The organism is Stenotrophomonas sp. 116085_Sma (assembly GCF_056479585.1).
On the sequence record NZ_CM151057.1, the window covers coordinates 1 to 24626 of the forward strand.

Annotated in this window: 22 protein-coding genes; 18 read left to right on the forward strand and 4 right to left on the reverse strand. The window is 65.1% G+C overall.

Features of this window, described 5'->3' with window-relative positions:
- From dnaA to ACZK0Z_RS00075, 15 genes are all read left to right on the forward strand, one after another.
- Positions 1-1332 (forward strand): chromosomal replication initiator protein DnaA, encoded by a 1332-nt coding sequence (dnaA, locus tag ACZK0Z_RS00005; protein ID WP_049429225.1) that lies wholly within the window; start codon positions 1-3, stop codon positions 1330-1332.
- Between the two features lie 275 nt (positions 1333-1607).
- Positions 1608-2708: a DNA polymerase III subunit beta gene (gene dnaN, locus ACZK0Z_RS00010; protein WP_005411731.1), complete on the forward strand. Its 1101-nt coding sequence runs from the start codon at positions 1608-1610 to the stop codon at positions 2706-2708.
- A gap of 989 nt (positions 2709-3697) precedes the next feature.
- Positions 3698-4792 carry a DNA replication/repair protein RecF gene (gene recF, locus ACZK0Z_RS00015; protein WP_197619881.1) on the forward strand — a complete coding sequence of 365 codons (1095 nt, stop codon included), beginning with the start codon at positions 3698-3700 and terminating at the stop codon, positions 4790-4792.
- Between the two features lie 112 nt (positions 4793-4904).
- Positions 4905-7364, forward strand: coding sequence for a DNA topoisomerase (ATP-hydrolyzing) subunit B (gyrB, locus tag ACZK0Z_RS00020; protein WP_197632686.1), 2460 nt, complete (start codon positions 4905-4907; stop codon positions 7362-7364).
- A 67-nt stretch (positions 7365-7431) separates the two neighbouring features.
- Positions 7432-8277: a CPBP family intramembrane glutamic endopeptidase gene (locus tag ACZK0Z_RS00025; RefSeq protein ID WP_049429183.1), complete on the forward strand. Its 846-nt coding sequence runs from the start codon at positions 7432-7434 to the stop codon at positions 8275-8277.
- Positions 8278-8348: 71 nt separating this feature from the next.
- Complete coding sequence (locus ACZK0Z_RS00030; protein WP_010487422.1) at positions 8349-9155, forward strand: M48 family metallopeptidase; 807 nt, start codon at positions 8349-8351, stop codon at positions 9153-9155.
- Between the two features lie 132 nt (positions 9156-9287).
- Positions 9288-10475: a tetratricopeptide repeat protein gene (locus ACZK0Z_RS00035; protein ID WP_049429182.1), complete on the forward strand. Its 1188-nt coding sequence runs from the start codon at positions 9288-9290 to the stop codon at positions 10473-10475.
- Positions 10476-10618: 143 nt separating this feature from the next.
- Complete coding sequence (locus tag ACZK0Z_RS00040; protein ID WP_459004593.1) at positions 10619-11287, forward strand: energy transducer TonB; 669 nt, start codon at positions 10619-10621, stop codon at positions 11285-11287.
- A 94-nt stretch (positions 11288-11381) separates the two neighbouring features.
- Positions 11382-12143 carry a TonB-system energizer ExbB gene (exbB, locus tag ACZK0Z_RS00045; protein WP_005411738.1) on the forward strand — a complete coding sequence of 254 codons (762 nt, stop codon included), beginning with the start codon at positions 11382-11384 and terminating at the stop codon, positions 12141-12143.
- Between the two features lie 62 nt (positions 12144-12205).
- Positions 12206-12631: an ExbD/TolR family protein gene (locus ACZK0Z_RS00050; RefSeq protein WP_005411739.1), complete on the forward strand. Its 426-nt coding sequence runs from the start codon at positions 12206-12208 to the stop codon at positions 12629-12631.
- A gap of 3 nt (positions 12632-12634) precedes the next feature.
- Positions 12635-13048 carry an ExbD/TolR family protein gene (locus ACZK0Z_RS00055; protein ID WP_005411740.1) on the forward strand — a complete coding sequence of 138 codons (414 nt, stop codon included), beginning with the start codon at positions 12635-12637 and terminating at the stop codon, positions 13046-13048.
- Between the two features lie 160 nt (positions 13049-13208).
- A complete protein-coding gene (gene cls, locus ACZK0Z_RS00060) occupies positions 13209-14669 on the forward strand; it encodes a cardiolipin synthase (RefSeq protein WP_049429179.1) in 1461 nt (486 codons plus the stop codon).
- A 40-nt stretch (positions 14670-14709) separates the two neighbouring features.
- Positions 14710-14979 carry a hypothetical protein gene (locus ACZK0Z_RS00065; protein ID WP_049429178.1) on the forward strand — a complete coding sequence of 90 codons (270 nt, stop codon included), beginning with the start codon at positions 14710-14712 and terminating at the stop codon, positions 14977-14979.
- Positions 14980-14988: 9 nt separating this feature from the next.
- Positions 14989-15732 (forward strand): pyridoxine 5'-phosphate synthase, encoded by a 744-nt coding sequence (locus tag ACZK0Z_RS00070; RefSeq protein WP_049429177.1) that lies wholly within the window; start codon positions 14989-14991, stop codon positions 15730-15732.
- Positions 15733-15880: 148 nt separating this feature from the next.
- Complete coding sequence (locus tag ACZK0Z_RS00075; RefSeq protein ID WP_197632685.1) at positions 15881-16972, forward strand: PA0069 family radical SAM protein; 1092 nt, start codon at positions 15881-15883, stop codon at positions 16970-16972.
- Between the two features lie 57 nt (positions 16973-17029).
- Here ACZK0Z_RS00075 and ACZK0Z_RS00080 read toward each other — a convergent pair whose 3' ends face one another.
- The 3 genes from ACZK0Z_RS00080 to ACZK0Z_RS00090 form a co-directional block, all read right to left on the reverse strand.
- On the reverse strand, positions 17030-17737 hold the full coding sequence (locus ACZK0Z_RS00080; protein ID WP_197632684.1) for a 2OG-Fe(II) oxygenase: 708 nt from the start codon (positions 17735-17737) through the stop codon (positions 17030-17032).
- 108 nt (positions 17738-17845) lie between these two features.
- Positions 17846-18862, reverse strand: coding sequence for a class 1 fructose-bisphosphatase (locus ACZK0Z_RS00085; RefSeq protein ID WP_014035428.1), 1017 nt, complete (start codon positions 18860-18862; stop codon positions 17846-17848).
- A gap of 267 nt (positions 18863-19129) precedes the next feature.
- Positions 19130-20332, reverse strand: coding sequence for an amino acid aminotransferase (locus tag ACZK0Z_RS00090; RefSeq protein WP_049429175.1), 1203 nt, complete (start codon positions 20330-20332; stop codon positions 19130-19132).
- Between the two features lie 171 nt (positions 20333-20503).
- Here ACZK0Z_RS00090 and ACZK0Z_RS00095 point away from each other — a divergent pair, with 171 nt between their 5' ends.
- The gene (locus ACZK0Z_RS00095) at positions 20504-22594 is read left to right on the forward strand and encodes a TonB-dependent receptor domain-containing protein (protein WP_197632683.1); all 2091 of its coding nucleotides are present in this window, start codon (positions 20504-20506) and stop codon (positions 22592-22594) included.
- Between the two features lie 79 nt (positions 22595-22673).
- Here ACZK0Z_RS00095 and ACZK0Z_RS00100 read toward each other — a convergent pair whose 3' ends face one another.
- Positions 22674-23018, reverse strand: coding sequence for a hypothetical protein (locus ACZK0Z_RS00100; protein WP_033833524.1), 345 nt, complete (start codon positions 23016-23018; stop codon positions 22674-22676).
- A 147-nt stretch (positions 23019-23165) separates the two neighbouring features.
- On the opposite strand from ACZK0Z_RS00100, the gene ACZK0Z_RS00105 reads away from it, so the two are divergent.
- Positions 23166-23564: a hypothetical protein gene (locus ACZK0Z_RS00105; protein WP_014035432.1), complete on the forward strand. Its 399-nt coding sequence runs from the start codon at positions 23166-23168 to the stop codon at positions 23562-23564.
- Positions 23565-23705: 141 nt separating this feature from the next.
- Positions 23706-24626, forward strand: a complete 921-nt coding sequence (gene ku, locus ACZK0Z_RS00110; protein WP_049429173.1) for a non-homologous end joining protein Ku — start codon at positions 23706-23708, stop codon at positions 24624-24626.

Below are 24626 nucleotides of genomic sequence, written 5' to 3' on the forward strand. Positions count from 1 at the left end.
ATGGATGCTTGGTCCCGTAGTCTCGAGCGCCTCGAAGCGGAGTTCCCGCCGGAAGACGTTCATACCTGGTTGAAGCCACTGCAGGCCGATCTGCGCGTGGACAGCCTGGTGCTGTATGCACCGAATGCCTTCATCGTCGACCAGGTCCGCGAGCTGTATCTGGCCCGGATCCGCGAACTGCTGGCGCATTTCGCCGGCTTCAGCGACGTTTTTCTTGAAATCGGCTCGCGCCCGCGCCCTGTGGAGGCGCAGAACTCGCCGGTTTCCACGCCATCGGCGCATGTGTCCAGCGAACCGCAGGTGCCGTTTGCCGGCAACCTGGACAATCACTACACGTTCGCCAACTTCGTTGAAGGCCGCAGCAACCAGCTGGGCCTGGCCGCGGCGTTCCAGGCTGCGCAGAAACCGGGCGACCGTGCGCACAACCCACTGCTGCTGTACGGAGGCACCGGCCTGGGCAAGACCCACCTGATGTTCGCCGCCGGCAACGCGATGCGCCAGGCCAATCCAGGCGCGAAGGTGCTGTACCTGCGCTCGGAACAGTTCTTCAGCGCAATGATCCGGGCCCTGCAGGAAAAGACCATGGATCAGTTCAAGCGCCAGTTCCAGCAGGTGGACGCGCTGCTGATCGATGACATCCAGTTCTTCGCCGGCAAGGACCGCACCCAGGAAGAGTTCTTCCACACCTTCAACGCGCTGTTCGATGGCAAGCAGCAGATCATCCTGACCTGCGACCGTTATCCGCGCGAGGTCGAGGGCCTGGAAGCGCGCCTGAAGTCGCGGCTTGCCTGGGGCCTGTCGGTCGCGATCGAACCGCCGGACTTTGAAACCCGCGCCGCCATCGTGCTGGCCAAGGCGCGCGAACGCGGGGCCGAGATTCCCGATGATGTTGCGTTCCTGATCGCCAAGAAGATGCGCTCCAACGTGCGCGACCTCGAGGGCGCGCTCAATACCCTGACCGCCCGCGCCAATTTCACGGGCCGCGCGATCACCACCGAATTCGCCCAGGAAACCCTGCGCGACCTGCTGCGTGCCCAGCAGCAGGCGATCAGCATTCCCAACATCCAGAAAACCGTGGCCGACTACTACGGGCTGCAGATCAAGGATCTGCTGTCCAAGCGTCGGACCCGTTCGCTGGCCCGCCCCCGCCAGGTCGCCATGGCCCTGACCAAGGAGCTGACCGAGCACAGCCTGCCCGAGATCGGCGACGCGTTTGCCGGTCGCGATCACACCACGGTGCTGCATGCCTGCCGCCAGATCCGCACCCTGATGGAAACCGACGGCAAGCTCCGCGAGGACTGGGACAAGCTGATCCGGAAGCTGAGCGAATGATGCACGGATGCCGATGAGGCGTCATCGCACAAAACGGTGCAGAATCCGGTAGCAAGCGCGGGACACGTTGTGGATAAAAATGGCGTTTGAAATCGCGCCGAATTTATCCACAGCTTTCCCCACCCCCTGGGGGTCGGTAATACAGAGGGTTTCGAGGTCTGAAATTCTTTTATTTACAAAGACTTAGCGTTGTTTTCCAGCGATTCTGTCTCTACCAGCACCACCAAGCTTTTGATTTATTCCACATTTTTTAAAGCATAGGGGCACGGAACCACATGCGTTTCACACTGCAGCGCGAAGCCTTTCTCAAGCCGTTGGCACAGGTCGTCAACGTGGTCGAACGCCGCCAGACCCTTCCGGTTCTGGCCAATTTCCTGGTCCAGGTACAGAACGGCCAGCTGTCGCTGACCGGTACCGACCTGGAAGTGGAGATGGTGTCGCGGATCGCGGTTGAAGACGCCCAGGACGGCGAAACCACCATTCCCGCCCGCAAACTGTTCGAGATCATCCGTGCCCTGCCCGACGGCAGCCGGATCACCGTCTCGCAGACCGGTGACAAGATCACCGTGCAGGCCGGCCGCAGCCGCTTCACCTTGGCAACCCTGCCCTCCAATGACTTCCCGTCGGTGGACGAAGTGGAAGCCACCGAGCGCGTGGCCATTGGCGAAGCGACCCTCAAGGAACTGATCGAACGCACCGCGTTCGCGATGGCCCAGCAGGACGTGCGCTACTACCTCAACGGCCTGCTGTTCGATCTGCGCGGCGATGCCCTGCGGACCGTCGCCACCGACGGCCATCGCCTGGCCCTGTGTGAAACCGACCTGGCCAAGCCCAGCGGTTCCAAGCGCCAGATCATCGTGCCCCGCAAGGGCGTGACCGAACTGCAGCGCCTGCTGGAAAGCGGCGATCGCGAGATCGAGCTGGAAGTCGGCCGCAGCCACGTCCGCGTCAAGCGCGACGATGTCACCTTCACCTCGAAGCTGATCGACGGTCGCTTCCCGGATTACGAAGCGGTGATCCCGATCGGTGCCGACCGCGAAGTTAAGGTGGATCGCGAAGCGCTGCGCGCCTCGCTGCAGCGCGCCGCGATCCTGTCCAACGAGAAGTATCGCGGCATCCGCGTGGAAGTCTCGCCGGGCAACCTGAAGATCAGCGCGCACAACCCGGAGCAGGAAGAAGCCCAGGAAGAAATCGAAGCCGACACCACGGTCAGCGATCTGGCCATTGGCTTCAATGTGAACTACCTGCTGGATGCCCTGTCCGCGCTGCGCGACGAGGAAGTCATCATCCAGCTGCGCGACTCCAATTCCTCGGCGCTGGTGCGTGAATCCAGCAGTGAGAAGTCGCGTCACGTAGTCATGCCGCTGCGTCTCTGACAGCAGCGCTGTTCCACGTGGAACCGAACGACGCCCGGGATCTTCCCGGGCGTTTTTTTTGTTCCACGTGGAGCATTGAATTGGGTTGCTGAGCAGCCTCCGTTTGGAGGGACGTCATCCTTCCTGTTGGTCCCCTCTTTCGCTCTGCCTTCAACACCATTCATGGCAAGCGTTGGAACCTGCGATTGCAGCCAATGCCCGCTGGCGCATCCCCTTCGATCGGAAGCGCCCGCACCTGGATTCTCAACGCGGTGCATTCGGCCAGATCTGACTGGATTGACGAAGCGCCCCGCCGCTGATGCCGCGATCCCCGATGCTTCTGCAAACGCCTCTGTCCACAGGAGCGATTCGAGGCAGTTTGGGCCAAGCCTAGCTTCTAAATCTGGGTATAAATCTAAAGCATGGTGGTGATGGTAGGGCCAGATTTCGTGGGGAAACAAGCTATCTATATGATTTAAAAGAAATTTATAAGCCTGAAACCCCCTGTATAGAGGCCCCTAAGGCTGGGGGGGAACCTGTGGATAGTTTTCAGCGGCAGGCAAAAGGGCTTTTTTATCCACAGATTGCCCATACCTTGTGTATACGTCATACAGACCCGCTGTGGACAGCGTGAAACGAAGGCGCTGAATTCTTTGAAATCTGTGGAACCCTCCAGGACATTGGATCGCAGATTTGAAGGAATCCGGGGGGCATCCGACCGCACCCCCTGCCGAAGCGCGCACTCACACCTGTGTAAAAGCGCTGGAATCGTTGAAATCTGAGGGTCGATGCCCTGCTGCCCTCGGCAGAATTGAAGGGATTTCGGCCACGTCCAGGCCTGCAAGGGGCCAAGCGGACGGCGTGGTGCCACGTGGAACGTGCGATTGCCAAGCGCGCAGAGGCCTCTGCTCTGCTTGGTCGCTGGCGTGGCGCGTCCTCCTTGACCGATGCAGTAAGCTGATGGATTCCCTGCCCCACTACCGCCTCGTGCGGATGGTCTTTCGCGCCCCATGCTTATCCGCCGCCTCGCCCTGCACCAACTGCGTCGTTTCAGTGCGGTGGACCTGTCGCCCCAGCCGGGATTGAACCTGCTGACCGGCGACAACGGTGCCGGCAAGACCAGCGTGCTCGAAGCCTTGCATCTGATGGCCTATGGACGCAGCTTCCGTGGCCGGGTCCGCGATGGATTGGTGCGCCAGGGCCAGGAAGCGTTGGAAATCTTCGTGGAATGGGACGAACAGCGTGCCGATCACCCGCCCCACCGCCGAAAGGCCGGGCTGCGCCACAGCGGCCAGGACTGGAAGGGGCGATTGGACGGCGAAGATGTCGCGCAGCTGGGCAATCTCTGTGCAGCGCTGGCGGTGGTGACGTTCGAGCCCGGCAGCCATGCGTTGGTCAGTGGTGGTGGCGAGCCCCGCCGCCGCTTCCTCGATTGGGGCTTGTTCCACGTGGAACCGGGCTTTCTGTCCCTGTGGCGCCGTTACTCCCGGGCGCTGAAGCAGCGCAATGCCCTGCTCAAGCAGGGCGGGCCCTCGCGGATGCTCGATACCTGGGATCACGAGCTGGCCGAGGCCGGAGAACCACTGACAAGCCGCCGCCAGCACTACCTGGAGCGTCTGCAGCAGCGCACTGTGGCCTTGGCCGCCAGCCTGGCTCCGCAACTCGGCATCCAGGGACTGGAACTGAGTCCTGGATGGCGGCGGCATGAACTTCCGCTGGCCGATGCCCTGCTTCTGGCCCGGGAACGCGACCGCCAGGCCGGGTATACCTCGGTCGGCCCGCACCGGGCGGACTGGAGCGTTGATTTCCAGAGCATTCCGGGTCGCGATGCGCTGTCCCGGGGCCAGGCCAAGCTGACGGCATTGGCCTGCCTGCTCGCGCAGGCCGAAGACTATGCCGAACAGCGTGGCGAATGGCCGGTGATCGCGCTGGATGATCTGGCTTCGGAGCTGGATCGCACCCACCAGGCGCGGGTACTGGAGCGCCTGCTCAATGGCCCAGCACAGATCTTCATCACCGCCACCGAAACCCCAGCGGCGCTGCACGAACTGACCCACATCGCCCGGTTCCACGTGGAACATGCACAGATCGTGGCTGTGCCATAGTGGGCGCACCAGGGCCGCTCGACCCCGGCTGGTATAATTCGGGTTGGAATCCTTTCATTCTCGGCGCATCGCCCCAAGCGGTGGCCGACCTGCGGAGCCTACGGCAAGCGCAATGAGCGACGAACAGAACACCCCGGCAAACAACGGCAATTACGACGCCAACAGCATTACCGCCCTGGAAGGCCTGGAGGCTGTCCGCAAGCGTCCCGGCATGTACATCGGTGACGTGCATGACGGCACCGGTCTGCACCACATGGTGTTCGAGGTTGTCGACAACTCGATCGACGAAGCGCTGGCCGGCCACGCCGACCACGTCGCGGTGACGATCCACGCCGACGGCTCGGTTTCGGTGTCCGACAACGGCCGTGGTATCCCGACCGGCAAGCATGAGCAGATGAGTGCCAAGCTCGGTCGCGAAGTGTCTGCGGCCGAAGTCGTCATGACCGTCCTGCACGCAGGCGGCAAGTTCGACGACAACAGCTACAAGGTTTCGGGCGGTCTGCACGGCGTCGGCGTCAGCGTGGTCAATGCGCTGTCGCAGAAGCTGCTGGTGGACGTGTTCCAGAACGGCTTTCACTACCAGCAGGAATTCAGCAACGGCGCCGCAGTGACCACGCTGGCCAAGCTGGAAACCACCACCAAGCGCGGCACCACCGTGCGCTTCTGGCCGTCCACCGTCGCCTTCCACGACAACGTGGAGTTCCACTACGACATCCTGGCCCGTCGCCTGCGCGAACTGTCGTTCCTGAACTCCGGCGTCAAGATCGTCCTTGCTGACGAGCGTGGCGATGGCCGCCGCGATGACTTCCACTACGAAGGCGGCATCCGCAGCTTCGTGGAGCACCTGGCCCAGCTGAAGACCCCGCTGCACCCGAATGTCATCTCGGTTACCGGCGAGCACAATGGCATCGTGGTGGATGTGGCGCTGCAGTGGACCGACTCCTACCAGGAGACGATGTACTGCTTCACCAACAACATCCCGCAGAAGGACGGTGGTACCCACCTGGCCGGTTTCCGCGGTGCGCTGACCCGCGTGCTCAACAACTACATCGAGCAGAACGGCATCGCCAAGCAGGCCAAGATCAACCTGACCGGCGACGACATGCGCGAAGGCATGATTGCGGTGCTGTCGGTGAAGGTGCCGGACCCGAGCTTCTCCAGCCAGACCAAGGAAAAGCTGGTCAGCTCCGACGTGCGCCCGGCGGTGGAAAACGCCTTCGGTGCGCGCCTGGAAGAATTCCTGCAGGAAAACCCGAACGAAGCCAAGGCGATCGCCGGCAAGATCGTCGATGCCGCACGTGCACGTGAAGCCGCGCGCAAGGCCCGCGACCTGACCCGCCGCAAGGGTGCGCTGGATATCGCCGGCCTGCCGGGCAAGCTGGCCGACTGCCAGGAAAAGGATCCGGCGCTGTCCGAGCTGTTCATCGTCGAGGGTGACTCGGCAGGTGGCTCGGCCAAGCAGGGCCGCAATCGCAAGAACCAGGCGGTGCTGCCGCTGCGCGGCAAGATCCTCAACGTGGAACGCGCGCGCTTCGACCGCATGCTGTCGTCCGACCAGGTCGGTACGCTGATCACCGCGCTGGGCACCGGCATCGGCCGTGACGAGTACAACCCGGACAAGCTGCGTTACCACAAGATCATCATCATGACCGACGCCGACGTCGACGGCGCCCACATCCGCACCCTGCTGCTGACGTTCTTCTACCGTCAGATGCCGGAGCTGATCGAGCGCGGTTACGTCTACATCGGCCTGCCGCCGCTGTACAAGATCAAGCAGGGCAAGCAGGAGCTGTATCTGAAGGATGACCCGGCGCTGGACAGCTACCTGGCCAGCAGCGCGGTGGAAAACGCTGCGCTGGTGCCGGCCACCGGCGAACCAGGCATCGAAGGCCTGGCACTGGAGAAGCTGCTGCTGGCGTACGCCGCTGCCCTCGATTCCATCGAGCGCAACGCGCACCGCTACGACCGCAACCTGCTCGAAGCGCTGGTCGATTTCGTGCCGATGGACCTGGAGAGCCTGCGCAGTGCCGGCGAAGGCGAAGGCCTGGATGCACTGGCCAAGCGACTCAACCAGGGCAGCCTGGGCAGCCCGCGCTTCAGCCTGGAGCTGCAGGAAGCCAACGATGAGCGTCCGGCCGCCGTACTGGTCACCCGTCGCCACATGGGCGAACAGCACATCCAGGTACTGCCCATGTCGGCGTTCGAGAGTGGTGAACTGCGCGCGATCCACCAGGCCTCCAAGCTGCTGCATGGCCTGGTTCGCGAAGGTGCAACCATCTCCCGCGGCGCCAAGTCGATCGAAGTGGACAGCTTCGCCAAGGCGCAGAACTGGCTGCTCGAAGAGGCCAAGCGTGGCCGCCAGATCCAGCGATTCAAGGGTCTGGGTGAAATGAATCCGGAGCAGCTGTGGGACACCACCGTGAACCCGGAAACCCGCCGACTGCTGCAGGTGCGCATCGAAGACGCTGTCGCAGCCGACCAGATCTTCAGCACCCTGATGGGCGATGTCGTCGAACCGCGTCGCGATTTCATCGAGGACAACGCGCTGAAGGTCGCCAACCTGGATATCTGACACAATCCGGTGATGGCCGGTGCGCGAGGAGGCGCGCCGGCCTTCGATCCTTGAACGCAGGTACCCGATGTCCGCATCCGCCCCGGCTTCCGCCCCGCCCCCGATTCCGCCGGCCTCGGCCGCGCCGCGTGTCGCTTCACCGCTGGCGGGGTTTTTCATCGATCTGGGCATCGCCGCTGTCACCCTGTTCGGCCTGAGCCTGATCAGCGGCCTGCTGTGGGGCCTTTACCGTGGTGTGGTGGTTGGCTACGCCAATGCGCAGGCCAGCGGTGGAACGCCCGACGCCAATTCGGTCGCGGCGACACTGGGCCAGCCCGGCGCGCTTGCACAGATTCTCATGGCGCTGTTTGCCACCGGTGGCGCTGCGTTGCTGCTGTACTTCTGGCGACGGCCAGCCAATACCGCCGAGCGTCACGCGTCGCGCCAGGCGCTGCGCCGCCCCTCCACCTGGGGCTGGACCCTGCTGGTGGCGACCCTGATCGTGCTCGGCAGCAACGGCATTGCCTTCCTGGCCAAGCAGTTCGGCATCGAGCCGGTCCCCACCAATCTGGCGCTGATGCAGAGCGCGATCGCACGTTTCCCGTTGTTCCTGGTGCTGTTCGCCGTGGCACTGGCGCCGGCCTACGAGGAACTGCTGTTCCGCCGCGTGCTGTTTGGCCGCCTGTGGAAGGCCGGGCGCCCGTGGTTGGGCGTGGTACTGAGCAGCCTCGCATTCGCCCTGATCCATGAGATCCCTGGAACCAGCGCCAATGGCCCGGCCGAAATCGCACAACTTTGGCTGGTCTATGGCGGCATGGGGGCTGCGTTCTGCTGGCTCTACCAGCGTACCGGCACGTTGTGGGCGGCGATCACCGCGCATGCGTTGAACAATGCGGTTGCCCTTGCCGCGATGGTGTTCCTGGGGTCAACGTAACGCCGCGTCCGCTTGACGAAAGATTAAGCCGCTACGCTACACACTGCCCATATGAACACGGGGGAGCTTCCATGAAACAACTGCTGCTGGCCCTTGTCATCACCACTCTGGTCAGCGCCTGCGCGACCACCACCTCCCCTACCGGCCGCCGGCAGATGGTGGGCGGCGTCTCGCAGGCACAGCTGGACCAGCTCGGCGCACAGGCGTTCGCCGAAACAAAGCAGAAGGAAAAGATCAGCACCGACGGCCGCCAGAACGGTTACGTGCAGTGCGTGGTCAATGCCCTGGTCGCGCAGTTGCCGCCTCAGTACCGTGGCGTACGGTGGGAGACGGCAGTGTTCGTCGACAAGGAGCCCAACGCCTTCGCCCTGCCCGGCGGCAAGGTCGGCGTGAACACCGGCATCTTCACCGTGGCCAAGAATCAGGACCAGCTGGCTGCCGTGATCGGCCATGAAATCGGCCATGTCATCGCCCGTCACCACGAAGAACGCATCACCCGCCAGATGGGCGCGCAGACCGGCCTGGCCGTGCTCGGTGCGCTGGCCGGTGCGGCCTATGGCGAAGGCGCTGCCAGCACCGTCAACCAGCTCGGCGGCATGGGCGCGCAGACGGCCTTCCTGCTGCCCGGCTCACGCACCCAGGAAAGCGAGGCTGACGTAATCGGCCAGCGGCTGATGGCCCAGGCCGGTTTCAATCCGGCGCAGGCAGTGGACCTGTGGCAGAACATGATGGCCGCCAGCGGCGGCCGCAGCCCGCAATGGCTGTCCACCCACCCCGATCCGGCCAACCGGATCCAGGAACTGCGACGCGATGCCCCGGCCCTGACGCCGGTCTATCAGCAGGCGCAGGCGGCCGGGCTGCGGCCAAAGTGCGGATGAGTGCGCAGTTCTATGCTGTATTGCAGCACATAAAACGATTTCTCACGCCATCTGTTTCTGATACGTTTGGCGGCTCAGATTTTTCTGACAGTCCGACTTTGCCGCTAACCGGCGGTTCGATCGAGGTGAACGATGATTTTCCGTAACCACAAAGCTGTGCTTTCCGTCCTCGTCGCGACCGCCCTGACCGGCGCCGTGGTCACCGATGCCTTCGCGCAGTCCTCGCGTTCCTCCGAGCGCGGCAACCGCGGCGGCAAGCAGGCCAAGGCCGAGGCGCTGTACCCGAACGCGACCCGCCAGGAGCCGACGGTCAAGGCCTCGGCCAAGATGGGCAGCAAGCTGCAGAAAATGATCGACAGCTACAACAAGGAAAAGTTCCCGGAGACCCGCGAGCAGGCCGACGCGATCCTGGCTGACAGCGCCGCGAACGAGTACGACAAGTCGCTGGCCGCGCAGCTGGCCTCGCAGGCGGCCTACCAGACCGACGACGCCCCGGCGGCGATCGCCTATCTGAAGCAGGTCCTGCAGTTCAACGGCCTGGACAACAATGGCCACTTCCAGTCGATGCTGATGCTGGGCCAGCTGGAGCTGCAGGAAGACAAGACCGCCGAAGGCCTGGCAACCCTCGACAAGTACTTCGCCGAGAGCAAGTCGACCAAGCCGGAAGAACTGATCGCCAAGGGCCAGGCGCTGTACCAGCTGGAGCGCTACCAGGAAGCGATCCCGGTGCTGAAGCAGGCCATCGCCGGTTCCGCCGAACCGAAGGACAACTGGAACCAGCTGCTGATGGCGGCCCTGTCCGAAGCCGGCCAGTCCGGTGAAGCGGTCAAGGAAGCCGAGGCGCTGGCCGCCAAGAACCCGAACGACAAGAAGGCCCAGCTGAACCTGGCCAGCATGTACATGCAGGCCGACCAGATGGACAAGGCGGCCGCGGTGATGGACAAGCTGCGCAGCAGCGGCCAGCTCACCGAAGAGCGCGAGTACAAGCAGCTGTACTCGATCTATGCCAACACCGACAAAAAGGAAAAGGACGTCATCGCGGTCATCAACGAAGGGTTGCAGAAGGGCATCCTCAAGCCGGACTACCAGGTTTACCTGGCGCTGGCCCAGTCCTACTACTACTCCGACCAGGTGCCGCAGGCGATCGATGCGTGGCAGAAGGCTGCCCCGCTGTCCAAGGACGGTGAGACCTACCTGAACCTGGCACGCGTCCTGCATGCCGAAGGTCGCATCCCGGAGGCCAAGCAGGCCGCCCAGCAGGCGCTGGCGAAGGGTGTGAAGAACCAGGCTGATGCCAAGAAAATCATCAACCTGAAGTAAGTAGGAATAACGCCTGAATGCCTGCTCAGTTGATGCGCAGGCGCTCAGGATTGGTATAAGCTTGGAGGTTCCTGCGGTGTCATGCACCGCTGATCAGGGATTCCGCCCCCGGCATCCCGGCCCCACTATTGAGCTCTTGGCGCATGACGGAACAACTAGTCGTTCACCGGTACGAACAACCCGATGACAAGGGGCTGAGCTGGCCTCGCATCGTCGGCATCGCGTTTGTAATTGCCCTGCATCTGGCCGCCTTCATGATGCTCCTCATTCCCGCCGTGGCTCCCAAGGCCGTGGCTGAGAAGGAGCGCAACGTCATGGTGACCATCGTCGATGCGCCGCCGCCGCCGCCCCCGCCGCCGCCGCCGCCGCCGCCGACCGATACTCCGCCGCCGCCGGTGAAGAATCTGTCGCCGCCGAAGCCGTCGCCGGTCCCGCCGCCGCCGCAGGCGCCGGTCGTGGACTTGCCGGAGCCGCGCCCGAGCGATATCGTCACCCCGCCGTCGCCCCCCGCGCCGCCGGCACCTGCGACCTCGATCGAGGCCAGCGTGGACATCTCGTCGAAGGCCATGAATCCGCCGCGCTACCCGCCGGCAGCCTTCCGCGCTGGTATCCAGGGCGAAGTGATCCTGATCATTGATGTCGATGCCAGCGGCAACGTCACCAATGTCACGGTGGAAAAGTCCAGCCGTAACCGCGACCTGGACCGTGCCGCGATGGAAGCGGCTCGCAAGTGGCGCTTCAACGCCGCTGAATCTGGCGGTAAGAAGGCGGCAGGTCGCGTTCGCGTCCCGGTCAACTTTGCGCTGAACTGATGCGCCCGGGTGGCCGCCTGGCCACCCCCGCTCCCGGTTCGATTGTTTAGCTTAGCTACACCCTTTATCACCACACACAACAAAGGTAAGCGTCATGCTGCAGGAAATTTTCATCGCCGCTGCTGCCGGGGGCAATCCGTCCAACGCCCTGTCGCAGATGGGCTTCGAGCACCTGATCCACGAAATGACCACCAAGCCGGGTGATTTCGCGGTTTCCTGGGTCGTGCTGCTGACCCTGATCGCCATGTCGGCCATGTCCTGGTACTGGACCGTCATCAACATCTTCCGTGCGACCCGCCTGAAGAGCGCCGCTGATCGCGTCGTCAGCCTGTTCTGGGACACCCCGAACGCACAGGACGCCATCCGTGCGATGGAAGAGCAGCCGGCTTCGGAGCCGTTCTCGAAGATCGCCCTGGACGCTGCCCAGGCTGCTGCGCACCACCAGCGCGCTGAAGGCGGCGCCACCGGCGGCGTGGGTGAGAACCTGAGCCGTTCGGAGTTCGTCGACCGCGCCCTGCGTCAGGCCGTGACCCGCGAAAGCAACAAGCTGCAGTCGGGCATGACCCTGCTGGCCACCGTCGGCGCGACCGCTCCGTTCGTCGGTCTGCTGGGTACCGTGTGGGGCATCTACGGCGCGCTGATCAAGATCGGTGCCACCGGCTCCGCTTCGATCGACGCCGTTGCCGGCCCGGTGGGTGAAGCGCTGATCATGACCGCGATCGGTCTGTTCGTCGCAATCCCGGCCGTGTTCGCCTTCAACTTCTTCAGCAAGATCAACAGCGCGACCATCAGCAAGTTCGATACCTTCGCGCACGACCTGCACGACTTCTTCGCCACCGGCTCGCGCGTCCGCTAATTGCGGCGCGCGTCACCCAGCGACGAACGTAAGTAGTCACCAAGATCTAGACGGAGCCCGTTATGGCTTTCAGTAGTGGTAACAGCGGCGGCCCCATGGCCGACATCAACGTTACGCCCCTCGTGGACGTGATGCTGGTGCTGCTGATCATCTTCATCATCACGGCGCCCCTGATGTCCCACAAGGTCAAGGTGGATCTGCCGGAAGCCAACCTGATCCAGAAGCCGGAAGACGCTGAAAAGCGTTCCGGACCGATCACCCTGGCAGTCAAGGAAGACGGCTCGATCTACTGGAACGACGAAGAAATCAACAAGCAGACTCTCGAGTCCCGCTTGGCGACCGCCGCCCAGCAGACCCCGCAGCCGCCGCTGAACCTGCGTGGTGACCGCACCACCAAGATGCGCGTCATCAACGACCTGACCAAGGTCGCGCAGGAGCAGGGCATGCTGGACGTCGGCTTCGTCGCGACCAAAGAAAAGGGGCAATAAGCCATGGCATTCAGTAGTGGTGGTGGCAAGGGCCCCATGGCAGACATCAACGTCACGCCCCTCGTGGACGTGATGCTGGTTCTGCTGATCATCTTCATCGTGACCGCGCCGATCATGACGTACCCGATCGCCGTCGACCTGCCGCAGCGCGTGCTCAACCCACCGCCGCAGCTGGTTGAACCGCCGCCGCCGATCGAACTGAAGATCGACGCCAGCAACCAGGTCTCGTGGAACAACAGCCCGATCAATACCAGCGAGCTGCAGCAGCGGATGGAGCAGGAGGTCCAGCGTGACCCGACCAACCAGCCGGAACTGCGCATCGACGCCAGCCCGGATTCCGAGTACGACGTGATGGCCAAGGTTCTGGCCGCCGCGAAGAATGCTCAGATGAAGAAGATCGGTTTTGTGCAGCAGTAATCGCTACACCGCAACACAACAGTCATGACGCGACTGCAGACGCCCCTGGAAACAGGGGCGTTTTTTTTTGCGCTCATCAGCCGCCATGGGGTCAGATCCCTTTTCCTCAGGAAAAGGGATCTGACCCCATCAGGGAGCACGCGCCCGCTATGATCGGCGGATGCTCGCCCTCTTCGACTCCCTGCGCCACTGGCTCGACGGCATCGCCCACCTCGGCACGATCCTGGCGGTAGCCTATCTGCTGTACCTGCTCGCGCTGACCGGCTGGATCATGCTGCAGAAGCGTGAGCCGGTGGCCACGCTGAGCTGGATCCTGTCGCTGGCGCTGCTGCCCTACCTCGGCTTGTTCATCTATTACCTGCTGGGCCCGCAGAAGGTGAAGCGTCAGCGGCTGCGCCGTGGCCGTGCCCGTTCGGGCATGGAGCACTACAGCGACGTCTGCCCGCCCGATGCCGACTGCACCGAGCTGGCCAAGATCGCCCAGGCCACCACCGGCCTGGCGCCGAGCAGCGCCACCGAAGTGACCTGGCTTGTGGACGGTGCCGCTACGTACGCCGCTCTGTTGGAAGCGGTGACGCAGGCTCGCGATCACGTGCACCTGGAGTACTACATCTTCAATCCGGACCACGCCGGCACCGCGCTGCGCGATGCCCTGGTCGAACGCGCCCGCGCCGGCGTGCAGGTGCGCCTGCTGCTGGATGCCGTGGGATCCTCCGCCCTCCCCCGCCGCTTCCTGCAACCATTGCTGGACGCAGGCGGCGAGGCCATCTGGTTCCATCCGCGGCAACTGCTGAAGCCCTTCAAGCGCCCGTGGCTGAACCTGCGTACCCACCGCAAGCTGGTGATCATCGACGGTCGCCTGGCCTTCACCGGTGGCATCAACATCACTGACGAAGAGGACGAAAGCCGCCGGCCCGACGCCTACCGCGACCTGCACATGCGCATCCGCGGCCATGTGGTGCGCAGCCTGCAGCTGGTGTTCGCCGAAGACTGGCTCTATGCCAGTGGCCAGGATCCCTCGCGCATGGACATTGCCCGTCTTTGGCCGGCCGACATGCCGCTGCGCGGCGATGGTGCCATCAACGCCCAGGTGCTGGTCTCAGGGCCAGACTCCGGCTGGGAAACCATCCATCGGCTGCACGTGGCGGCGATCCAGGAGGCGCACGAACGGGTCTGGCTGGTGACGCCCTACTTCGTGCCCGGCGAAGCCGCGCGGATGGCGCTGACCTCGGCCGCGCTGGGCGGCCTGGACGTGCGCCTGCTGGTGCCGAAGATGAGCGATTCCTGGTTCGTCACCCAGGCCGCGCGCTCCTACTTCGACGAACTGCTGCATGCCGGGGTAAAGATCTACGAGTACGGCCCGCGCATGCTGCATACCAAGGCCTTCATCGCCGATGACGACGTCTGCATCGTCGGCAGTGCCAACTTCGACCACCGCAGCTTCCGGCTGAACTTCGAGCTGTCGATGATGATCAGCGACCGTGACCGCGTCGCCGCCCTGGCCGGGCTGCTGCAGGGAGAGTTCGACCGCGCCACCCGCGTGCACGACCAGGCCGGCCGCTCGCTGTGGCTGCACCGCCTGCCCGAGGCCTTCGCCCGGCTGGCCTCGCCGCTGCTCTGACGCAGCGCTACACTGCGGCGATCATCCGGGGAGCCCGACTATGTACTGGTTGTACCTGCTGCTGGCGCTGGGCTGTTTCGCCTTCGCGCTGAAGACCCCCAGCGCCGCATTGATGACCCTGTGCCTGCTGGCCGCCCTGGCCTTCCTGCTGGCCTGGGTGCGCGGCCGCTATGTGGCCCGCTTCGGCGACCTTCAGCGGGACCCTGCCACGCTTGTCGATGCCGAGGAACTGCGCCGCCTGCGCGAGCAGGCCCAGGCCCGCCGCAATGACGACGCCAACGACCACGATCCGTCCCCTCTTTCCAAGTAGTTCCGTTCCATGACCCAGCTCAGCGTCAACGTCAACAAGATCGCCGTCCTGCGTAATTCGCGCGGCGGCGCCGAACCGGACGTGGTGCGTGCCGCCCAGGCCTGCCTGGATGCCGGTGCGCATGGCATCACCGTGCACCCGCGGCCGGACCGCCGCCATATCACCGCCGAGGACGTGCTGGCGCTGTCGACGCTGACCCGCGCGCGGGGCGTCGAATTCAACATCGAAGGCAACCCATTCGCGCCGCCGCGCGAGGGCTACCCCGGGCTGCTGCCGTTGTGCGAACAGACCCGCCCGGCGCAGGCCACGCTGGTGCCGGATGGCGATGGGCAGATCACGTCCGATCACGGTTTCGACTTCGAGCGTGACGGCGAGCGGCTGCGACCACTGGTGGCCGAACTGAAGGCGATGGGTTGCCGGGTCAGCCTGTTCGTCGACGCCGGTAATCCGCTGCTGGAGCAGGCGGCCGAAGTCGGTGCAGATCGCATCGAGCTGTACACCGGCCCCTACGCCGAAGCGCACGCCGCCGGCGATGCCGAGGCAATGCTGGCGTTGTTCGCCACCGCCGCACGCCGCGCACAGGCGGTGGGACTGGGCGTCAACGCCGGCCACGACCTGTCGCAGGACAACCTGCGCGATTTCCTGGCCCACGTGCCGGACGTGCTGGAGGTGTCGATCGGTCATGCGCTGATCGGCGAGGCGCTGTATGACGGGCTGGATGCCACGGTGCGGGGCTACCTGGCACTGCTGTAACCGATGGATGCAGCCGAGCATGGGCTCGGCTCTACAAAAGGTAGCCGTATCCCACTGTAGAGCCGAGCCCACGCTCGGCTCAGACTTGCCCTGAACCCTTCAGGCGGCCGTCGCAGCCGCTGAGACAGGCGCGGCGTACTCTGCGGGCATGGGTATCGCGATCAAGGGCCGAGGTTCCACGTCCCACCTTGCCGGACGCTTTGAAAGCACCGTCAGCGAGGCGGTGGACGACGGCTGGGCGGTTGACGAGAGCGAGGAGTTCCTCGCGCCGCGCCTGCGCACCGAAGTACGCGCCGAGACCGCACGCAGCATCATCAGCCGCAACACTTCGCCGGACGTTGGCTTCAGCCAATCGGTGAATCCGTACCGCGGTTGCGAGCATGGCTGCTCGTACTGCTTCGCGCGTCCCTCGCACGCCTATCTGAACCTGTCGCCGGGCCTGGATTTCGAGACCAAGCTGTTTGCCAAGACCAATGCGCCGCAGCTGCTGCGCAAGGAGTTGTCGAAGCCGGGCTATGTGCCACAGCCGATCGCGCTGGGCATCAACACCGACGCGTACCAGCCGATCGAGCGCAAGTTCAAGCTGACCCGCCAGCTGATCGAAGTGATGCTGGAAACCAAGCATCCATTTTCGTTGATTACCAAGAACGCGCTGGTCGAGCGCGACATCGATCTGCTCGCACCGTTGGCGGCGGAAAACCTGGTCAGCGTGCACTTCTCGGTGACCTCGCTGGACCCTCATCTTTCCGCAAAGCTGGAACCGCGTGCATCAGCGCCGCATGCACGGCTGCGCGCGATGAAGCGCCTGCATGAAGCGGGCATTCCGGTGGGAGTGATGGTGGCGCCGGCAATCCCGTGGATCAACGACAGCGAACTGGAAGCCGTGCTGGAGGCCGCACATGATGCCGGCGCCAGCACAGCCGGTTACGTGCTGCTGCGCCTGCCGCTGGAAGTGGCGCCGTTGTTCCGCGACTGGCTCGATACCCATCATCCCGATCGCGCCGCGCACGTGATGAGCACCATTCAGCAGCTGCGCGGCGGCAAAGACTACGACAGCCAGTTCGGCACGCGCATGCGCGGCCAGGGCGTGTATGCCGATCTGTTGAACAACCGCTTCAAGCTGGCGCGAAAGCGTCTCGGCTTCAATGCGCAGAACAGCCATTGGCCGAAGCTGGATTGCAGCCGGTTCCAGAAGCCGTTGCCGCCGAAGAAGGATTCGCCGCAGGGAAGTCTGTTCTGAGTCCATCAGTCGAGCATGGCTCGACGCTGCATTCGAGGCTGTCGAGCAGGCTCGAGATCAACCCCCGAACAACTTCTGCGCACTCTGGAACAGGATCCAGCTGGTGGCGATGAACTTGTCGCCGCCCTGCGGTCGGTTGCCCCGATGGGTGTGGGTGAACGCGGTCGGCGCAATCAACAGACTGCCGGTGCGCGGCACGATCTTCCGCCCCTGGAACAGGAACTCGGTCTCGCCTTCGTCAAAGTCGTCGTTGAGGTACAGCGTCCACAGCACGTGCCGGTGCAGGGTCTCGGCCTGCGCATCCTTCGGGTACAGCTCGCAGTGCCAGTACGGGTAACCGCCTTCGCCTGCCGCATACCACTGCAGGTTGATCGCACCCGGGCGCAGGCAGGTGCGGGCCAGATCGGCCAGTTGCTGCTGCGGCATGTCAGGGAAGTCCTCGGCAGACAGGCGTCGCGGTTGGCCGTTGCTGTCCTGGATCTGCAACATCAGCGGGGCGATCAATGCCTGTGGATAACGGCGTAGATAAGTCAGCAGGCCGTTGAACACCGCGTGCTGCAGCTGATGTTCCACATCCTGCCAGCCATCAAGGCCGCTGATGCGCAGATCCTTGCTGTGCTTGAGTTCCGGGAACACGCCACTGCCCACGGCACCGGGCTGCAGGCCACGCGCTGCCCGCATGCGCTCGACGATCGCTGCGCAGACCTCGCTGGGGACCGCGTTGTGGATGACCTCGATGAAATCGACCGGGCCCTGCTCGTGCATGCGTGCATTCCTTAGGCGGCAACGGCTTGATGGTGCCGTTTGCCGCCCTCGGTGTCACCCCACGGTCATGTCATCGATCTGCCATGACCGTCGTCCGGCAACCGCCCATCAGCCCTGCGCGTCGTCGTGCGCGTGGTGGTAGCGCACGGCTTCGGCCACTTCCTCGCGCGAACCGAGGAACACCGGCACGCGCTGGTGCAGCTGGTCGGGCTGGATGTCGAGGATGCGCTCGCGGCCGGTCCAGGCGGCGCCGCCGGCCTGTTCGACCAGCAGGCCCATCGGGTTGGCTTCGTACATCAGGCGCAGCTTGCCGGCCTTGGACGGGTCCTTCTTGTCCCACGGGTAGATGAAGATACCGCCGCGGGTCAGGATGCGATGCACGTCGGCCACCATGCTGGCGATCCAGCGCATGTTGAAGTTCTTGCCGCGCGCGCCTTCCTTGCCGGCCAGCAGATCGCCCACATAGGCCTGCATCGGCGCTTCCCAGTGACGCTGGTTGGACATGTTGATGGCGAATTCCTGGGTGGCCGCCGGAATCTGCATGTTCTCGGTGGTCAGCACGAACTCGCCCTTCTCGCGGTCCAGGGTGAAGGCGTGCGTGCCGTGGCCGACGGTCAGCACCAGCTGGGTGCTGGGCCCGTAGATGCAGTAGCCAGCGGCGATCTGCTTGCTGCCCGGCTGCAGGAAGGCGTCATCGCCCGGCAGCTCGACGTTGGTCGGGCAACGCAGCACGGAGAAGATGGTGCCGACGGAGACGTTGACGTCGATGTTGGAGCTGCCATCGAGAGGATCGAACAGCAGCAGGAAATCGCCGCGCGGGTAGATGTCCGGCACCGGCTGGCTGTGATCCATTTCTTCGGAGGCGCACGCGGCGAGGTGGCCACCCCAGGCGTTGGCTTCAAGCAGGATCTCGTTGCTGATCACATCCAGCTTCTTCTGCGCTTCGCCCTGCACGTTGCCGGTACCGGCGTCGCCGAGCACGCCACCGAGGGCGCCCTTGCTGACGGCGATGGAGATGCTGGTGCAGGCGCGGGCGACGACCGCGATCAGCTGGCGCAGGTCGGCATTGATGCGGCCGGCGTGCTGTTCCTGGATCAGGAAGCGGGTCAACGAAGTACGGGACATGAGCGGGCAGGTCTCGGCAGCAGGAAAACACCTATTGTCGCCGGTCCGGCAAGCGCGTGCGTGAGCGCGGGAAGGCGTAATCGTTTCCAGATGCGTTGCGCTCGCGGAAGCGGGGCGCCCTGCTTCTGTAGAGCCGAGCCCGCGCTCGGCTGCGCTTCGTCCTTCATGCCGCACAAACCGAGCGTAGGCTCGGCTCTACAGAGACCAGCGCGCAAAAAACAAAGGCGCCTTTCGGCGCCTTTGTTCTCAAACCCGTGCAACCTTGCTTCAGCCCTTGGCGACGGTGGCCACGGCCTTGGCGACGTACTCCAGGTTGTTCTGGTTCAGCGCGGCCACGCAGATGCGGCCGGTGCCGACGGCGTAGATGCCGAACTCGTCGCGCAGGCGCTCGACCTGCTCGCGGCTCAGGCCGGAGTAGGAGAACATGCCGGCCTGCTCGTTGATGAAACCGAACTGCGGCGCGCCAGCGGCAGCCAGCTTCTCGACCAGGCCCTGGCGCAGGGCGTGGATGCGCTCGCGCATCTCGGTCAGTTCCTGCTCCCACATCGCGCGCAGTTCCGGGTTGGTCAGCACGCCGGCCACCAGCGCAGCACCGTGGGTGGACGGGCTGGAGTAGATGGTGCGGATCACGCGCTTGACCTGCGACTGCACGGCCTTGGCGTCCGCGGCGGTCGGCGCCACCATCGACAGCGCACCCACGCGCTCGCCGTACAGCGAGAACGACTTGGAGTACGAGTTGGCGACGATGAAGCTGTCGATGCCGGCTTCGGCGATGATGCGCACGGCGGCGCCGTCCTGCTCGATGCCCTTGTCGAAGCCCTGGTAGGCCATGTCGATGAAGGGGAACAGCTGCTTGTCCTTCAGCAGCTGCGCGACCTGCTTCCACTGGGTGACCGTGAGGTCGGCGCCGGTGGGGTTGTGGCAGCAGGCGTGCAGCAGCACCACGGTGCCGGCGTCCAGCTTGCCCAGGTCGGCCAGCAGGGCGTCGAAGTTGACGCCATGGGTGGTCGGGTCGAAATAGGTGTACTCCACCACGTCGAAACCGGCGGCGCTGAACACCGCACGGTGGTTTTCCCAGCTCGGGTTGCTCAGCGCCACGGTGGCGTGCGGCAGCAGTTTCTTCAGCACGTCGGCGCCGACGCGCAGCGCACCGCTGCCACCGACGGTCTGTGCGGTGGTGACGCGGCCGGCGGCCAGCAGCGGCGAATCCTTGCCGAACACCAGCTCACGCGTCGCCTGCGTGTACGCCGGCAGGCCATCGATCGGCAGGTAGCCGCGCGGTTTGGCTTCGGCGGCGAGCTGCTGCTCGATCTGCTTGACGGCGCGCAGCAGCGGAATGCGGCCGCTCTCGTCGTAGTAGATGCCCACACCCAGGTTGACCTTGGTCGGGCGGCTGTCGGCGTTGTACGCCTCGGTCAGGCCCAGGATCGGGTCGCCTGGGACCAGTTCCACGTTTGCAAAGAAGGACACGGCGGTACTCATTCGGTAGACGGAAAGGGGGAGGAAGTGCGCTACGCGGTCCGCGGCTTTTCAGCCGGAAACAGCCCATCGTAACAAAGCCTGCCGGGGCTGGCCGCCGCCATCGTCATCCGCAGCCCCGTACCATGGCGTGCGTTGCCGCCCGATCCATCAACCTGAATCATGAATCCTGCTGCACGACGCCATTGCCTGCCGCTGTCTGCCCTGCTGCTGTCGCCTTGGGCGGCGCTGGCCGAGCCCGCGCCCTCCGCCCTGCCCGCCGTGCAGGTGCAGGCCGCACGCGTGCCCGGCATCGACCCGTTCGCCTTGCCCGCGAGCCTGGACACGGTCTGGATCGATGCCAGCCGCGCGGGCACCGGCGCGCAGCTGTCCGAGGCGCTGGCCGGGGTGCCGGGCCTGCTCGCGCGAGACCGGCAGAACTTCGCCCAGGACACGCAGCTGTCGATCCGTGGCTTCGGCGCACGCTCGACCTTCGGCGTGCGCGGGGTGCGGGTACTGATCGACGGCGTGCCCGCGACCATGCCGGACGGCCAGGGCCAGCTGTCACATGCCAGCCTGCTCGGCGCCGAGCGCATCGACGTGCTGCGTGGGCCGTTCTCGGCGCTGTACGGCAACTCCTCCGGCGGTGTGCTGCAGGTCTGGAGCGCGCAGGGCCAGGCCGGCGACCCGTGGCGGTTGCGCGTGAACGCCGGCGCCGACCGCACGCTCAGCGTCGGCGCGCAGCTGAAGGGGGCGGGTCGCGGGCTGGACTACAACATCGCCGCCAACCACTTCCGTACCGATGGCTGGCGCGATCACAGCCGTGCGCGCCGCGAATCGCTCAACGCGCGCATCGGCGGTGAGCTGGGCGGCGGACGGCTGGAACTGCTGCTCAATGCGCTTGATGCACCGGATGCGCAGGACCCGCTGGGCTTGACCCGTGCGCAGGTGGCAGCCGACCCACGCCAGGCCACGGCAGTGGCGCACCAGTACAACACCCGCAAATCGGTGCGCCAGCAGCAGGCGGGTCTGCGCTGGACGCGTGAATCCGGAGCGCAGCGCTGGCAGCTGATGGGCTATGCCGGCCAGCGCGCGGTACGCCAGTACCTGCCGATCCCGCCGACCGCCCAGGCCAACCCCCTGCATGCCGGCGGCGTGATCGACCTGGACGCCGGCTACGGCGGACTGGACGCGCGCTGGGGCTGGCACGGCGATCTGGCAGGGCGACCGCTGGACCTGGTGGCCGGGCTCAGCGCCGACCGCCAGCGCCAGCACCGCACCGGCTACGAGAACTTCGTTGGCAACATCCTGGGCGTGCGCGGGCGCCTGCGCCGTGACCAGATCGACGTCGTGCAGAACGTGGACCAGTTCGCCCAGGCCTGGTGGCAGTGGAGCCCGCGCTGGTCATTGCTGGCCGGCGTGCGTCACAGCACCGTGCGCTTCGAATCGGACGACCGCTACATCATCGGCCGCAACCCGGATGACAGTGGCCGCCGGCGCTATCAGGCCACCACCCCGGTGGCCGGGATCACCTTCGAGGCCACCCCGCAGTGGCGGCTGCACGCGGCGGCGGGACGTGGTTTCGAAACCCCCACCTTCAACGAGCTGGGCTATCGCGCCGACGGCCAAGCCGGGCTGGCACTGGATCTGGCCGCTGCTCGCAGCCGCAGCGTGGAGGTCGGCAGCAAATGGCATGCGCAGGACGGAACCCAGCTTGATATCAGTGTGTTCCGTGCAGATACCGACGACGAGCTGGCCGTTGCCAGCAACATCGGCGGTCGCAGCACCTATCGCAACATCGGCCGCACCCGCCGCCAGGGTGTGGAACTGCAGTACCGGCAGCCGCTGGCCGAGCAGCTGGAACTGCAGCTGGCGTGGACCTGGCTGCAGGCGCAGGTGCGCTCGCCCTATCTGACCGCGAACAACACGGTGGCTGCGGGCAGCCGCCTGCCGGGCGTGCCCCGCCAGCAGGCCTTTGCCCGGCTGCAATGGACGCCAGCCGACTGGCAGTGGGCGCTGGAGGCCACCGCCAGCAGCGATACCGTGGTCAACGACGTGGCCAGCGAGCGCGCGCCGGGCTTCGCCCTGCTGCACCTGGAAGGTGGGCGCCGCTGGGCGCTGCCTGGCGGGGAACTGCGCGCCTTCGCGCGGCTGGAGAACGTGCTGGACCAGGCCTACATCGGCTCGGTAATCGTCAACGATGGCAATGGCCGCTACTACGAGCCGGGGCCGGGGCGGCGAGCCAACGCCGGCCTGCAATGGTCGTGGCGCTGAAGAGGGAGTGTTGGCCGCTGGCGGGCATCGCGCCGCGCAGGGCGTCAAGGGGTTGCCGGCCAGCGGCCGGCAGTACCCGTCAATCGGGGGCCTTGGCCGGCACGAACGGCGAGGTTGGATCGCTGGCCGGGAAGGTTTCCTCCAGCGCCTCGTCCTGGTTGTCGCTGGCGCGCTGCTTGCGCTCGCGGCGCTTGAGCGGGCTCTCCTGGCCACCGCGATGGCGGTCGCCGCCATCCTTGCGGTCCTGGGCCGCCTGTTCAGCCTCGTGCTTCACCGGCAGGTGTTCGTCGCCCTGCGCAGCATCGAAGAACGGCGCACCGGTGCCTCGGTAGTCGGCGTTGTCGGCATCGCGCTTGCCGCGCTGTTCGCCGGGAATGGGCGGGTGGTTTTCCCGCAGCGGGTCTCGGGAGGTCTCTCGGCTCATGGTCTGGCTACCTGCGCTCGGGGGGCCCCACTACACCGCCAGCAAGGTAAAGCCGCCGCGAACCTGGCGTCATGAACATCTCGCTCACCCCCCGGTAACGGCACCGCGCGTATTCCTGCCCACCCGCCCCCGCTGCAGGAGCCGGCCATGCCCCGTCTTGAACGACCCGCACCGTCCGTGTTCAACGCCCTGCTCGATCCGCTCGGCCAGCGCACCGCGCAGCGCCGTACGCGTCGCCACGAAGACCCCCAGGCGGTGGCGCAGGACTACCTGCAGTACATGCTCAGCGACTATGAGGAACGCCGCGGGCAGAGCCACCGCAACTGGCGTGACCTGTGCCCGGTGTATGCCTTCGCGTTGACCACGCATGCTGCCGATTGGCCACGCGGTGATGCCGCAGATACCTGCGAGGAACTGGCCGAGCACTGGGAACAGATGCGCGGACAGTCACGATTGGGCTGGTCGCAGGCGCGGCCGGTGGTGGAAGACGCCTGGCGCGCGCTGGACCATATTCCGGCAGCGGCGGTGAGGCCGCTGCTGCAGTAGTGGCGGGCACTTGAAGCAGCCGAGCGTGGGCTCGGCTCTACAGCCAAGTGGCCGCGCCACCTGACGTGCACGGCACGGACACGGGTGGTTTACATCGCTGGGCAGAAGCTGGGCATCCCCTGCCCCGTAACAGGTGTCACCATGGCCCGCCCGATCTGGACCGGCACGCTGTCGTTTGGCCTGCTCAACGTGCCAGTGTCGTTGATGTCCGGCGAGCGCAAAGTCGATCTGCAGTTCCGCATGCTCGACTCCCGCGATCGCAAGCCGATCCGTTTCGAACGGGTCAACGCCGACACCGGCGAGGAAGTGCCCTGGAAGGACATCGTCAAAGCCTATGAGTACGACAAGGGCAGTTATGTCGTGCTGGAGGAAGGTGATATCCGCTCGGCCGCGCCGGAAAGCCACGAGGCGGTGGAGGTGGAATCGTTCGTGGATGCGGCCCAGATCGACCCGCGCTATTACGAGAAACCGTATTTGCTGGTGCCCGGCAAGAAGGCCGAAAAGGGCTATGTGCTGCTGCGCGAAACCCTGCGCAGCACCGGCAAGGTGGGCATCGCGCGGGTGGTGGTGCGCACGCGCGAATACCTGTGCGCGGTCATGCCGCATGAGGACGCACTGGTGTTGATGATCCTGCGCTATCCACAGGAACTGGTGGATCCCGAGGATTACAAGCTGCCCACCGGCAAACTGTCCGACTACCGCATCACCAGCAAGGAAACGGCGATGGCCGAGCAGTTGATCGAGTCGATGTCCGGTGAGTGGGACCCGTCGCACTACCACGATGAGTTCCGCGAGCGCCTGCAGCAGGTGTTGAACAAGCGCATCAAGTCCAAGGGCGGCACCACGCGGGTGGACGATGAGCCGGCACCGCGCGAGGACGCCAGTACCAATGTGGTCGACTTCATGGCGCTGCTGCAGAAGAGCCTGGATGCGAACAAGCGAACGCCAGCGAAGAAGGCCGCAACGCGCAAAGCAGCCGCCACGTCACCAGCGAAGAAGGCCGCAAAGAAAACAACGAAGAAGGCTGCAAAGAAGACCGCACCTCGACGCAAGGCGGGGTGA